Source organism: Sphingobium sp. (genome assembly GCF_033795625.1).
Classification (GTDB): Bacteria; Pseudomonadota; Alphaproteobacteria; order Sphingomonadales; family Sphingomonadaceae; genus Sphingobium.
In genome coordinates, this window is sequence record NZ_JARYGI010000037.1 from 20,541 (window position 1) to 35,110 (window position 14,570).

The 14,570-nt window shown below is 58.5% G+C and carries 7 protein-coding genes; 6 read left to right on the forward strand and 1 reads right to left on the reverse strand.

All coding sequences use genetic code 11. The annotated features are described in order from the left end of the window. The first annotated feature begins 110 nt into the window (after window positions 1-110). From QHC67_RS15490 to QHC67_RS15515, 6 genes are all read left to right on the forward strand, one after another. The gene (locus tag QHC67_RS15490; RefSeq protein ID WP_319295633.1) at window positions 111-1,364 is read left to right on the forward strand and encodes a DNA repair exonuclease; all 1,254 of its coding nucleotides are present in this window, start codon (window positions 111-113) and stop codon (window positions 1,362-1,364) included. After that, window positions 1,351-4,836 carry an ATP-binding protein gene (locus QHC67_RS15495; protein WP_319295634.1) on the forward strand — a complete coding sequence of 1,162 codons (3,486 nt, stop codon included), beginning with the start codon at window positions 1,351-1,353 and terminating at the stop codon, window positions 4,834-4,836. The genes QHC67_RS15490 and QHC67_RS15495 overlap by 14 nt, the downstream gene beginning before the upstream one ends. A gap of 140 nt (window positions 4,837-4,976) precedes the next feature. After that, window positions 4,977-8,264 (forward strand): helicase-related protein, encoded by a 3,288-nt coding sequence (locus tag QHC67_RS15500; protein WP_319295636.1) that lies wholly within the window; start codon window positions 4,977-4,979, stop codon window positions 8,262-8,264. Continuing rightward, window positions 8,261-8,926 carry a DUF4391 domain-containing protein gene (locus QHC67_RS15505; protein WP_319295638.1) on the forward strand — a complete coding sequence of 222 codons (666 nt, stop codon included), beginning with the start codon at window positions 8,261-8,263 and terminating at the stop codon, window positions 8,924-8,926. The genes QHC67_RS15500 and QHC67_RS15505 overlap by 4 nt, the downstream gene beginning before the upstream one ends. A gap of 27 nt (window positions 8,927-8,953) precedes the next feature. Beyond that, entirely contained in the window at window positions 8,954-10,825 is a 1,872-nt protein-coding gene (locus QHC67_RS15510) for a site-specific DNA-methyltransferase (protein WP_319295639.1), read from the forward strand. 3 nt (window positions 10,826-10,828) lie between these two features. After that, a complete protein-coding gene (locus QHC67_RS15515) occupies window positions 10,829-13,960 on the forward strand; it encodes a type III restriction-modification system endonuclease (protein ID WP_319295640.1) in 3,132 nt (1,043 codons plus the stop codon). A 275-nt stretch (window positions 13,961-14,235) separates the two neighbouring features. Here QHC67_RS15515 and QHC67_RS15520 read toward each other — a convergent pair. Further along, a partial coding sequence (locus QHC67_RS15520) for a hypothetical protein (protein WP_319295642.1) occupies window positions 14,236-14,570 on the reverse strand: 335 nt, incomplete at its 5' end.

Sequence of the window (14,570 nt, forward strand, 5' to 3'; positions counted from 1 at the left end):
GAAGACCCTTTTAAGGCATGCCATCGTATCGCATCTGGTACGCGCTAATGCCGCTTTAATTGAGACATTCTCACCTAGTTTGTGCGATGTGGAGCCTCGGAGGCAACAGATTGACTGAATTTTCTTTTGTTCATGCGGCTGATCTTCATCTCGATAGTCCCCTTCTAGGGCTAGCGGGCAAATCGGCTGAATATGCCGCGCGGGTGGAAGCGGCATCGCGCCAGGCGTTCGACAATCTAATTGCACTCGCTATCGACGAACGCTGCAGGTTCATGGTGCTGGCAGGTGATATCTTTGACGGCGACCTGCGCAACTTCCAGACAGGCCTCTACTTCGTCGATGGCATGCGCAGCCTCGAAGAGGCTGGCATTGATGTCTTCATGGTGCTGGGAAACCACGACTCCGCCAATCGCTTCGCCGACAAGCTGGCCCTGTCAGGCAATGTCCATGTATTCCCGAAAGCGAAGCCAGCAACGCACGTTCTCGACGATGTCAGGGTCGCGATCCACGGCCGCAGCTTTCCGCGTCCTGATGTCTCCGAGGACATCGCGCGGACATATCCTCCGGCGACCGGGGCAATGTTCAATATCGGCGTTCTCCATACGGCCTGTGCGGGCAGCGAAGGTCATCACGCCCGCTATGCGCCCTGCACGCCCGAGCAGCTCACCAATCATGGCTATGACTATTGGGCGCTAGGCCACGTCCACGCCCATGCCGTGCTCGGGGAGCACCCGCACATCGTCTATCCCGGCAATCTTCAGGGCCGGCACCCACGAGAGACGGGTCCAAAGGGAGCCGTCCTGGTCAAAGTCAATGACGGCAGAGTCACCAGGCTCGAGCATCGCGCGCTGGATGTGGTGCGCTGGGCATCGATCACAGTTGATGTGTCGGGAACGAGCGAACACCCCGAATTACTGGATCTCATTCGCGGCCATATCGCCCAAGGCGCTGAGCAAGCCGATGGACGGCCCCTTGCCCTGCGCCTGACGGTGACTGGAACGACACCGCTCCATTCCAGATTGATCCTCGAGCGCACCGCTTTCCGGGAGGACGTGGAAACACTGCTGGCAACGCTCTCGGATGACGTGTGGCTCGAAAAGCTGAGGTTGGAAACGGCCCATCCTGAAGCCCCGGACGCCGTCGATCCAACGGTGGCTGGCAAGCTTGATCAGGAAGTGACCCGCCTCAGCCAAGACAGCGCAATTGCGCAAGTTCTCGAAGCGCGGCTTGCCGAGATTCGGACGAAACTGCCCGCTGGCGCACATGCCGATGCATTCATTGAGCAGATGCGCGCTGAGATACCCGAGCGCGCCGCAGCCCTTGCGCGCAGTCTAGTCAGCGAGGCTGGTCATGCGCCTGACTGAACTCAGCCTTGAGAAATATGGCGGCTGCGCAAGTCGCGAGCTCGCCATTCCTGAAACAGCGGGCCTCACGGTGGTCTACGGTGCCAATGAAGCGGGCAAGAGCACCTGTCTCGAGGCGATCAGCGACTTCCTGTTCTCGATCCCCAAGAATACCCAGCGTGGCAGTTTGTTCGGCTACGACGGCATGCGCATCGGGGCCACGATGTTGATGGCAGATGGTAGCACGGTGACGCTCAAGCGCCGCAAGGGCAACGGCAAGACACTGGCTGACCTGTCTGGAACGGCGCTCGATGACACCGTCCTTGCGCCGGTGCTGGGTGCCATCACACGGGAGCGATTCGAAACACTCTTCGGTCTCAACCACGAGACCTTACGCAACGGCGGAGAGCGATTGCTTCATGCCGATGGCGACATCGGGCGTCTGATCGTCGAAGCAGGCGGCGGCTTGCGCACGCTGGTATCTCGCCTCGAAGGTATCGACGGCGAAGCGGACAAGCTTTTCGATACGAGGCGGTCGGTAAATCGTGTTTTCTACCAGCAGCTGACCGCATTCGAGGCAGCCGAAAAGACGGCACGCGGCGCGCAACTGACCCGGGAAACCTTTGAGCAGACGCGCAAGGCATCGCTCGCAGCCGGGGAAAAGCTCGAGGCCCTGCGCCTCGAGAGGCGCAGCCTCGGCGCATCGACGTCCCGGCTGGAGCGCGTCCTTCGCGTCGCGCCCCACTTGCGTCAGCTGGCCGGCCTGACACAGAATCTGGTCGGCTACGACGATGTCGCGTCCTTCCCGGGTGATTTCGCGGCCAAGATGCGGACTGCTCTGGACCAGCGCAACGGGGCTGAAACGCGGCTCGAGGGTGCGATCGAGCGGCGGGACCGCCTGAAGGCACGGCTTGATGCGCTGGTGGTGAACCCGGGCCTCAAAGCCGCCGAACAGCGGGTGCGTGATCTGGCTGAACGCGCCATTCACGTCAGCAAGGCCCGGTCCGATCGTGCCAATCGTCAGCGCGAGATTGATGACGGCGAGGCTCAACTGGCGGCGCTGCGCCGGATGCTTGGTCTGCCAGCCGATGCGGACCTTGCGCCACTGATCCCGGACCAGTCTGCCCTCAATCTTGTGCGCTCGGCTGCCGACGAGATGGTGGAGCGCCGTCCAGGCCTAGCCTCTGCCAGAAAGCGCCTTGGCGAACTGGCGGCTTCGCTTGCGGCGATTGACGATCGTTTGGAAGCGGCACGCCAGGCAGGGCATAATGCTCCGCCCGAGGCGTCATCATCCGCCTTTGCCAGCCTTGCGGCCCAGAAGTCAGCACACCAGGCACGTCAGCAAGCGCTGGATACGGACAGCGCAACATTGACCGGACGGCTCAAGGCGCTTGGCTTCGATACCATCGATGCGCTTGCCACCCTGCCATGCCCCAGCGTTGATGATATTCGCAGTGAGCAGGCCGCGCGCGAGACATTGACTTCGCAGATCGAGGAACAGGCCAAACTGAGGCGGCAAGCCGAGCGCGACATTTCAGCCGGTGAGGCTGAGATTGGCTCGCTTCAGGCATCCGGGACCATTGCAAGTGATGCGTCACTTGCCGAAGCGCGCAGCCTGCGCGCCGATGCCTGGAGGCCGGTAAAGTCGGCATATGTCGCGGGACAGCTGCCCGATGACGCCACTGCTCGCCTAGCCGTTGCTGACGGTCTGGAAACGGCAATCGTGTCTGCGGACGAGCTTGCCGATCGCCGCGCGGCAGAGGCAGAACGGGCTGCATCGCTCGCACTCGCGTTGCGGCGCGTCGCAGAGGCACGGACTGCGGTCACGGCGGCAGAGGCCGAGATGGCCGCGCTTGTCGCACAAGGCGAAGTTCGCATCGCGCAATGGGGGAACAGTTTTCCGCAAGTTCTGGTCAAACACCCGGAACTGGCGTCGCTGCTCCAATTTGGTCAAGCCCGCCAACTGGTGCTGGAAGAATCGGAACGCTTGCGGAATTCGGCAAATGCGCTGGCATTGGAGGAGGCCCAGCTTGCGCCGGCCGCAGAGTTGCTCGAACGCATCGAACAGAGCCGCAAGCTCGATACCACACTGTCGTTCGCGGCCCGGGTCAGCGCGGTGCAAAACGCCATTTCCCGGCACGAACAAGCACATGCCGAATATGGCAGGGACACGCGGGACCGGGAGGACTTGGCGCGGCAGCACAAGCTGGTTGAGGCGGAAGTGCAACAATTGTCCGACGCACAGGCCGCCTGGGATGCGGCATGGCCTGCGGCAACAGGTGCGCTGGGTCTCAAACCCGACATTTCGCCGGCAGATGCTAACAGTGCGGTCACCGAATGGGTGGGCGCACGCGGTGTGCTTTCGGCAATAGGGCAGGCTCGCCAGCGGCTAAAGCGCATGGACGAAGACGAGACGAGCCTTGCGGAGGATGTCCGCAGCCTCGCGACCGAACTCGCCATCGAGACCGGCGAAGACTGTGTGGTTGCAGCGCAGATGCTGCTGGCCCGGTTTACCGACAACGCAACAGCGCAAACCCAATATGATGGGGCACTGCCCGACTTTGAGGAGGCGAAGGTCGAGGCCGACCAGGCGGAAGAGGCCCTCGGCACCGCTCGGGAGGAGCTGGCTACGCTCGCGGTTTCGGCAAAACTTGATGGCGGCGATGATGGGGCCCTTCTGGACGCAGCATCACGGTGTGAAGCACGCATGGCTTTGTGCGATGAGATCGCTCTGGCGGAACGCACCGCGACGGACGTAGGCGACAAGCTTGATTTCGCTGCCTTGCGTGCGGAATGGGATGAACGCGACCTCGATGAGGTTCGCGCGGAATTGACCGAGCAGACATCGCGTGCTACCGAGATCGAGAGCGAAATCGAGGCAGCCATTCTCGCCGAGAAGGCGGCAAAGGACGACCTTGCTGCCTATCTGAGCCAGAGTGAGGTCAATCACGCCGTCGCTGAACGCGAAGCGGCGGCAGCGCAGATGCATCTCGCCCTCGAACGCTATCTCGAGCTATCAGTTGCGCGCGAATTGGTGACGTCCGCCATGGCAACGATCCGCGCAGAACAGCAAGATCCGCTTATTGCGCGGGCAGGCGAACTGTTCACGGCAACGACACTCGGTGAATTTGCCGCAATCGAGACCGATATCGATGACAAAGGCCATCCGGTCGTGGTTGGACGGCGAGCCAATGGCGGTATTGCTGCGGTCGCTACCATGAGCGACGGCACCCGCGACCAGCTTTTCCTCGCCTTCCGGCTGGCAAGTCTTGAGAATTATGCCAGTGCGACGGAGCCGCTGCCCTTCATCGCGGACGACATTCTGGTGCATTACGATGATGAGCGCAGCCGGTCCACGCTTGACCTGCTCGCCGAGTTTGGCAAGACCAACCAGGTCCTGTTGTTCACGCACCATCGTAGCGTCCGGGCCCTCGCCGAACCGCTGGCGCAGCGAGGCTTTGCAAACATCATCGATCTGGATCGTGCGGCATGAGGTCTGTGCGAACGGAGGCATGGGTAGCGGCGCATTTCGCCAAACCATTGGTCGGATTACAGTCCTCGCACGAAAGCGGAACGCTCGATCGAGAACCGCAACCCAACGGCGCTCTTCAATCTTTGCGAATCCGGTGACCTTTGCAGATAATCGATAACATCAATGTCCTCCTCGGGGATGAGCTGAAAAAGGACCTCAAGCGGGGGCAACGCCTTCGGATTGCCGCGTCCAGCTTTTCGATCTTTGCGTTCGAAGCTCTTCGTAAGGAGTTGCAACAAATCGACGAACTGCAATTCCTATTTACCGAGCAGACGTTCACCGCAGAACGCGCAACCGACGGGAAAGCTCGCGAGCGCCGCGAATTCTTCATACCGAAGGCCAAGCGCGTCGCTGGGCTGACAGGGTCTGAGTTTGAAATCCAGTTGCGCAACCAACTGACGCAGCGCGCTGTCGCGCGTGAGTGCGCGGAGTGGATCCGCAAAAAGGCGCGTTTCAAGTCGAATGCATCGAGCTCGCCTATGCAGCAATTCCTTTCGGCAGATGGCGCGACAGGCGCAGTTGCCTACATGCCGCTATCGGGCTTCACGGCTGTCGACCTTGGCTACGCTCGCGGCAATGCCGTCTCAAACTTCGTCAATCGGTTCGATGAGGCGTCTCACACGCAGAGCTACATTCAGCTGTTCGACACAATCTGGTCGGACCCGACCCGGGTCGAAGATGTAACCGATGCGATCTGCGACCACATAGCTTCGGTCTACCAGGAGAACTCCCCAGAGCGCATCTACTTCATTATGCTCTACAATATCTTCCATGCCTTTCTGGAAGACATTGACGAGGACGTCCTGCCGAACGACCGCACCGGCTATCAGGAGAGCCTAGTCTGGCAAAAACTGTTCAATTACCAGCGCGACGCGGCAACCGGCATCATCAACAAGCTGGAAACCTATAATGGCTGCATTCTCGCAGACAGCGTAGGCCTCGGCAAAACCTTTACCGCGCTTGCCGTCATCAAATATTACGAGCTGCGCAATCGCTCGGTTCTCGTGCTTTGCCCGAAGAAGCTGACGGACAACTGGCTCAACTACAGCACCAATCTCAAAACCAATCCCTTCGCCCGGGACCGATTCAACTATGATGTGCTGTGCCATACCGACTTGTCGCGGACATCGGGCACCTCCAACGGGATCCCGCTGAACCGGGTAAACTGGGGCAATTACGACCTCGTCGTCATCGACGAATCCCACAATTTCAGGAACAATGACGCCTTCAAGGAGAAGGAAACCCGTTATCAGAAGCTGATGAACCAGGTCATCCGGGCCGGGGTCAAAACCAAAGTCCTCATGCTGTCGGCGACCCCGGTCAACAACCGCTTCAATGACCTGCGCAACCAGCTGGCTCTCGCCTATGAAGGTCAATCCGACATTCTTTCCGAGAAGCTGAACACCACATCCAGCGTTGAGGAAATCTTCCGCAGAGCCCAGGCCGCGTTCAACCGCTGGTCGAAACTGCCTCCGGAACAACGGACCGCCGAAACAATCCTGACCGCGCTCGATTTCGACTTCTTCGAATTGCTCGACAGCGTCACGATCGCCCGGTCGCGCAAGCACATCACGACCTTCTACGACATGACGGACATCGGGCACTTCCCAGAGCGCCGCAAACCACTGTCATTTCGTCCGCCGCTGACAGAGCTGTCTGGCACGATGGATCTCAACACCATCGTTGCGCAGCTGACATTGCTGAAGCTCTCGGTTTACGCTCCGACCAGCTACATTCTGCCGAGCCGGCTCGCCAAATATGAGGACCTCTACGACACTGACGTGTCGAGCGGCGGCGGCAAGCTGCGGCAGGCCGACCGCGACAAGAGTTTGCAGGCGTTGATGACCGTCAACCTGCTCAAGCGACTTGAGAGCTCGATCCACGCGTTCCGGCTCACGCTTGGTTCGCTGGCTGAAAACATCCGCAAGACATTGGACGTGGTCGACAGCTACCGTTCTGGCGCGGGCTCCGGCGCCGTCGTCGACTATGCCGACGACATTGATGCGCTTGAGGCAGAGGATGACGAGCTCGAAGGTCTCGGAGCTTTCCGCGTCGGCGGCAAGATCCGGATCGACCTGAGTGATATGGACGTCCCCGGTTTTGCCCACGATCTGCAAGCAGACCTCGCGCTGATCGAGGCGCTGCAGGCCGATATGGCGCGGATCACGCCCGAGCACGATGCCAAGCTTCAGCATTTGAAGGCGCTCATTGCGCAGAAGCTGGCGGATCCGATCAACCCCGGGAACCGCAAACTGATCATCTTCACGGCATTCGCCGATACCGCACATTATCTCTACGATCAGATTGCGGCTGAGGCTTTGTCCCAGCAGAATATCCACACTGGCCGTGTCACGGGGTCAGATGCCCCCAAATCGACGCTGGGGAAGGGCTATGATTTCCAGACTCTGCTCACGTTGTTCTCGCCCCGCTCCAAGGAGAAGGCGGCGATCATGCCTGATGAGCTGGGCGAGATTGATATCCTGATCGCCACAGACTGCATCTCGGAAGGCCAGAACCTGCAAGACTGCGATTTTCTGGTGAACTACGACATTCACTGGAACCCGGTGCGGATCATCCAGCGGTTCGGGCGGATTGACCGCATCGGCTCGCCCAACGCGCAGATACAGCTGGCAAACTACTGGCCAGACATCACGCTCGATGACTATATCAAGCTCAAAGAGCGCGTCGAAAACCGCATGATCATTGCCGATGTTACCGCAACCGGTGACGACAATGTGCTGACGGCGAAGGCCAGCGACACGGCCTACCGGCGCGAACAGCTGCGGCGCCTGCAGGATGAGGTCATCGAGCTGGAGGATGTGCGTACCGGCATCTCAATTACCGACCTTGGCCTCAACGATTTCCGCATGGATCTGCTCAACTATGTGAAGGAACATGGCGATCTGGCAGCGGCACCCAAAGGGCTGCACGCTGTCGTGCCCGCGGACTCCGGCAAGGGGCTCGAGCCCGGCGTTATCTTTGCGCTGAAGGCCGTCGGCGGGGATGCCTCTGCCAACCGGCAAAACCGGTTACATCCCTATTATCTGATCTACATGGGCGAAGATGGGAGCGTCGTGGCCGATCAGACCCAGGTGAAGCGCCTGCTTGATCTGGTTCGGACTGCGGCAAAGGGCGTCACTGTCCCGGTGGCAGAGGCGTTCCGCCCGTTCAATGTCCGCACCGCTGACGGGCAGGACATGAGCGGCCCGTCCGGACTGCTGAACGGTGCGATCCGTGCGATGATCGATGCCAAGGAGGAGCGTGACCTCGATAGTCTTTTCTCGACGGGGACCACGACTGCGCTGTCCCATACCATTCGCGGGCTGGAGGATTTCGAGCTGATTGCCTTCGTTGTGGTGGAGCCAGCCGAGGCGGGAGTTGCGGCGTGACGCTTTATGCGTGGCCGACGAGAACCGTGTTCGGCCGCGCCATCCCGAAGAGCCGGATATACAGTGCCGCGCAGCTTCCGCGTGCCATGCAGGCTAAATTCGTCGATCAGGTCGAACGCATGGAGTGGACCCATGTGCTGCGGGCCGACCGCCTGAACTTGCAACCCTCGGCAGAAGTCGACGAAATAGCCGTCATCGCAATCGACCTGCACACGCCGGACGTCGAACCAGCGGTGCTGCAGGCCATCGAGAAGGCGATCCCCCGACCATTGATCCTTGAGCTGCGCCATGGCGGGCGGGCTCGCATGGCTATGGCGTGGAAACGCCCAAGCCAGGCGGAGGCGGGCAAATGGGTGACCGCACCGCACGCGTTCACAGCATGGCAGGCGGGCAACACACCGCGTGAGGCTCTGCCTACCGTGCTGGACATGGCTACGCTTTATGCCCGGCTGCTCGAACCCATGTTGCCGCCAAGGCAGAGCCCCGACGAACCGATTGCGGCACGTGTCGCCCGCTCGGAAGAGGCGGCCCAGCTAGAGCGCGAGATCGCGCGAATGGAGGCTGGCGTAAGGCGGGAGAAACAGTTTAACAGGAAGGTCGAGCTCAATGCCGAATTGCGCGCCGCCAAGTCGCGTTACACGGCCCTCACGAGCAAAACCTGATCAGATAGAAGTGTGAATAGATTGCGCATGGATAAGTTGAAGATGCACAGCCCTGACCTTAGCCAGGACAATATCGCAAAAATTCGTGCATTGTTCCCCGATTGCGTGACTGAAGCTGCTGACGATCAGGGCACTGTCCGTCTCGCCGTCGATTTCGACCAGCTGCGCCAACAGTTGTCCGATCACATCGTTGAAGGCCCGCAGGAGCGCTACCGGCTCGATTGGCCGGGCAAGCGCGAAGCGCTGCTCACCGCAAACGCCCCCATCGCCAAGACGCTTCGCCCTGCGCGTGAGGAGAGCGTTGACTTCGACACCACGCAGAACCTGTTTATCGAGGGTGACAACCTCGATGCCCTGAAGCTTCTGCAGGAGAGCTATCTCGGCAAGGTCAAACTGATCTATATCGATCCGCCGTACAACACTGGCAATGACTTCATTTATGAGGATGACTTCGCTCAAACATCCGCAGATTTTTTGGCAAAGTCGAATCAAAGTAGTGAAGATGGAAAGCGTCTCGTAGCCAACCCCGAGGCAAATGGTCGCTTCCATTCCGATTGGCTCAGCATGATGTATTCTCGCTTGAAGTTGGCGCGTAATCTTTTATCTGACGATGGTGCAATATTTATTAGCATCGATGTCCATGAGCAAGATAATCTCAAAAAGGTTTGCGACGAAATTTTTGGCGAAGTTAATCATAAAAATACAATTTCTGTAAGACGTGGAATAAAGAACGTTCAAGCTCAGTTTGAGGACGTTGTGTCTTTGTCTCAAGGGCATGAATATGTCATGCTCTATACGAAGAAGAATGATTCTCGTTTACCCAAGCTAATTTGGACCGACGGAGGCAGTAAACCGGGGAAGTGGGACACGTTTTGGCGCGGCACCGATAGACATACAATGCGGTACGACCTTTTCGGCTATACGCCCGAGACTGGACAGTGGCGTTGGGAAAAAGACCGCGCGAAGGAAGCTGTAAATAATTACGAGCACTACCTCGCACACGTTGCCGAAGCAATGACGTTAGATGAGTGGTACATCGATAACCTTGTCGCGACGAACAAGAAACTTAACTTTGTTCGCAAAAGTGATGAAGGAACGGTTCAATATTACGTTCCGCCTAGCGATGGAAAGCTTCTTAGCGACAACTGGATGGACCTTACTCTAAGCGGAAGCGAAACAGACTTTTTTGATACTGAGAAGAGCTTGGGGCTTCTCAACAGAATCGTCAGTTGGATGAGCGCCTCAGACAGCGATGATATTGTAGTGGATTTTTTTGCTGGGTCCGCAACCTCGGCGCATGCTGCAATATTGCAGAACGCGAAAGATGGCGGTCGACGCAAGTTCATTATGGTCCAATGGCCGGAGCCGCTGGAAGAAGGGACCGCAGCGTATAAAGCTGGTCACAGAACCATCGCGGACATTTCGAAGGAACGCATCCGCGCCGCCGGCAAGGCCAGCTTAGAAGAGGAATGTCATGAAGACTGGAACCGCGACGTCGGTTTCCGTGTGCTGAAGGTCGACAGCTCGAACATGACCGACGTTTTCTACCGCCCCGATGAGGTGAAGCAGGACGAACTGTTCGGCCAAGTTGATAGCGTTAAGCCCGATCGCACCGCCGAGGATCTGCTGTTCCAGGTACTGATCGACTGGGGCGTGGAACTGACCCTGCCGATCAACCGTGAAACCTTGCATGGCAAGACTGTTTACTCGGTTGATGGCAATGCACTGATCGCCTGCTTCGAACCTGGTGTTACCGATGATCTTGTGAAGGCGGTTGCGGCCCGCGCGCCGCTACGTGCTGTGTTCCGCGACACCAGCTTCGCCCGTGATGCCGACCGCATCAACGCAGAACAGCTATTCCGCCAGCTCTCCCCCGGCACCGAGCTGAAGGCCATCTGACCCATGGCGATGAAGCTCAAGTTCAAGGTTCAGCCTTACCAGACGCTGGCCGTCGATGCCGTGGTGGATTGCTTTGCGGGCCAGCCCTTTGCCAGTGGCCCGACCTATCGGATCGATCCGGGCAAGCGCAATCAGGCGGAAGCGTTCGATGACGAGGGGTTTCGCAATACCGACTTTGCGCTGACCGAAGCGCAGCTGCTCGACAATATCAAGGCTGTGCAGCGGCGCCAGAATCTGCCGCAGTCTGCCTCGTTACACAGTTTCGTCACCCGTGACACCAAGGGCAAGGCTGTGCCCGCACCGGCAACCTATCTCAAGAATATGGCGGCGGTCAGCCCGCTTCATCTCGATGTCGAGATGGAGACCGGCACGGGCAAAACCTATTGCTACATCAAGTCGATGTTCGAGCTGAACCGCCGCTATGGCTGGTCGAAGTTCATCATCATTGTACCCAGCATCGCCATCCGCGAAGGCGTCGCCAAATCGCTGTCGATCACGGCAGAGCACTTCGCCGAGACCTACGGTAAGAAGGCGCGCTTCTTCATCTACAACTCGAAGCGGTTGCACGAGCTGGAGAGCTTTTCGTCCGATGCCGGGCTGAATGTGATGGTGATGAACATCCAGGCGTTCAACGCCAGCGGCAAGGATAACCGCCGGATTTATGACGCGTTGGATGATTTCCAGTCGCGCAAACCGATCGATGTGATTGCTGCCAACCGGCCGATCCTCATCCTCGATGAACCGCAGAAGATGGAGGGCAAGGCCACTGTCGAGGCATTGCCCAAGTTCCGCCCGCTCTTCGTGCTGCGCTATTCCGCCACGCACCGGACCGAACATACCAAGATCCATCGGCTCGATGCGCTGGATGCCTATAACCAGAAACTGGTGAAGAAGATTCAGGTGCGCGGCATCGCGCTCAAGGGCCTCACTGGCACGACGGCCTATCTCTATCTCGAAGGCATCGAGACTGTCGGCCGCGGCAAGGGCGGCCCCTTTGCCCGCTTCGAGATGGAGATCAAGGATACCACCGGCACGATCAAGCGCCGCATGAAGCGCCTTAAGTTTCGCGATGACCTTTATGACCTTTCCGGCGGTTTGGATCAGTATCGCGATTTCGTTGTGTCACAGATCGACGCCACCGCTGACACGGTGGAGTTTACCAATGGCATCATCATCAAGGCCGGCGAGGCTTATGGTGACCTGTCAGAACGCGACATCCGCCGCATCCAGATCCGCGAAACGATCCGCGCGCATCTCGAGAAAGAAAGGCAGCTTTTTGCCCAAGGGGTTAAGGTGCTTTCCCTTTTCTTCATCGATGAGGTGGCCAAATACCGGGACTACAGCCGTGGCGATCAGAACGGCGAATACGCCCGGATGTTCGAGGAGGAATACACTGAGGCCGTCGCCGACGTGCTGGCCGAACTCCCGCTTGAAGAAGCTGGCTGGCGAAAGCATCTCGAAGCAATCCCAGTTGCCAAGACGCACGACGGCTATTTTTCGATCGACAAGAAGACCAAGCGGCTGAAAGATCCGGAGTTCAAAATCGTCAAGGATGAGGAAACCGGGAAGAAGACCGAGAAATCTGAAGATAGCGACGCTTACGACCTCATCCTCAAGGACAAAGAGCGGCTGCTCTCGTTCGAAGAGCCCGTCCGATTCCTGTTTTCCCACTCCGCGCTCCGCGAAGGCTGGGACAATCCGAATGTGTTCGTCATGTGCATGCTCAAGCAGAGCCTCAACATGATTTCACGACGACAGGAAGTTGGCCGTGGTCTGCGCCTGGCCGTTGACCGGTTTGGCGATAGGCTGGACCACCCGGCTACCGTCCATGACATCAACATTCTCTCGGTGATCGCGAGCGAAAGCTATACCGACTTCGTTGGCGGGTTGCAGAAGGAGATTGCCGAAAGTCTCTCGGCACGGCCCCGCAAGGCCAGCCAAGCGTACTTTGCGGGCAAGCAATTGCAGACGCCCGAAGGGCCGGTCACGGTCACCGACCAGATGGCGACGCAGATCCACCGGTATCTGATCAAGAACGACTACATCGACGATTCCGACCAGATCACCGATGCTTATTACACGGCCAAGGCCAATGGAACTTTGGCCGCGTTGCATGAAGATTTGGAGTGCCATCAGGCTGAGGTCTTTGGCCTGATCGACAGCGTTTACAGCGATGCAGCGCTTCCCAAGTTCGAAGATGGGCGTAAGCCTAAGCGGAACCCGCTCAATGACAATTTCCACAAGGGGGCTTTTCAGGAGCTTTGGAGCAGGATCAACCGCAAGGCGGTCTATCGCGTCGAGTTCGGCACGGCTGAGCTCATTCAGAAATGCATCGGCGCGTTGAACCGCGAACTGCGCGTGACCAAGCTGCAGTATTCCGTCCAGACCGGGATTCAATCGGACCAGGTAACCGATGAGCAGCTCAGGGACGGCACTGGTTTCAGTGTCACGCGTAATGAAACTGTCAAAGCGGTGTCGGCCCGTTCGTCGGTGAAGTATGACCTGCTGGGCAAAGTCTCAGAAGCAACCGATCTCTTGCGGCAAACGGTGGCTGAAATTCTGTCTGGCATCGAACCATCAATCTTCGAACAGTATCGCGCAAACCCTGAGCACTTCATCTCTGAGGCAGCGCGGCTGATCAAGGAGCAGAAGGCAGGTCACCTTATCGAGCAGTTGGTCTATGATCCGATCGACGAGCGCTATGAGGCCGATATTTTTACCGCCGCCGAGATTGGTCAGGATTTTTCCCGAGCAACCGAGCGTCTCAAGAACCACGTCTTCGACTATTGCATCACAGATTCTGGTGTCGAACGCGACTTCGTTGGGGAGCTGGATACCAGCGCAGAGGTCGAGGTCTATGCGAAGCTGCCGAGGGGCTTCCTGATCCCAACGCCAGTTGGCGACTACAATCCCGACTGGGCCATCGTATTTCGAGCGGGCGCAGTGAAGCACATCTATTTCGTCGCCGAAACCAAGGGCTCGATGTCGTCGCTTGCCCTACGAGATCTTGAACGCGCAAAGATTGATTGCGCTAAGAAGTTTTTCGGCAAGCTGGCAGAAACGAACCCGGCGCCCAACGTGCGGTATGGGTTAGCGGACAGCTATACCAAATTGATGGAGCTTGTGACAGCATGAACGGTGCCCATGAACGACTGACTCTGGTCGACATCGGTAGGCGGCAGCTGGGACTTAGCCGCCGTTCCCGCTCGGCGGGTTCAGCGGCAGGTTCATCGCCAAACCCGACATTCAGCGAACGCTCCACTGGGCAGGAATTGCGCCCGCAACTGGGCCGTGTGCGGCCAGGCGGCTTTTGATCGGCTAACCCGCGATAACGGACATCAACGGCCCGCGTGATCGAACCACCACTCAAACCCGGCCCAGCAACGGCGGCAGCTCGAATCGGGCTCCTTCTAACCTGACGGTCCACTTTTCAATAGAATGAGCGGACGGCGTGCGTCCTGAGTAATTCGGAGCAAGGGTTCTTCAGCAGCGTCGCCAAGATGATTTTTGCCGGAAATATTGCGCGCGTGGAACCCCGTCTGGTAAAAGTTGGTCTCTACTTGAAAGCAACCGAACCAGACTATGACCGACTTGACGCAAAACTCTCCGACACCGTCGACCACCGCCGACCCCAATGCCCTGCCCAACCGCAACGGTGGCGGAACCGGCATATGTGGACGGCTCCCTCTTGCAAGAGGCTGAGAGGATAATTTGATCGGATCGATTGCGATCATATGTCCGGCCT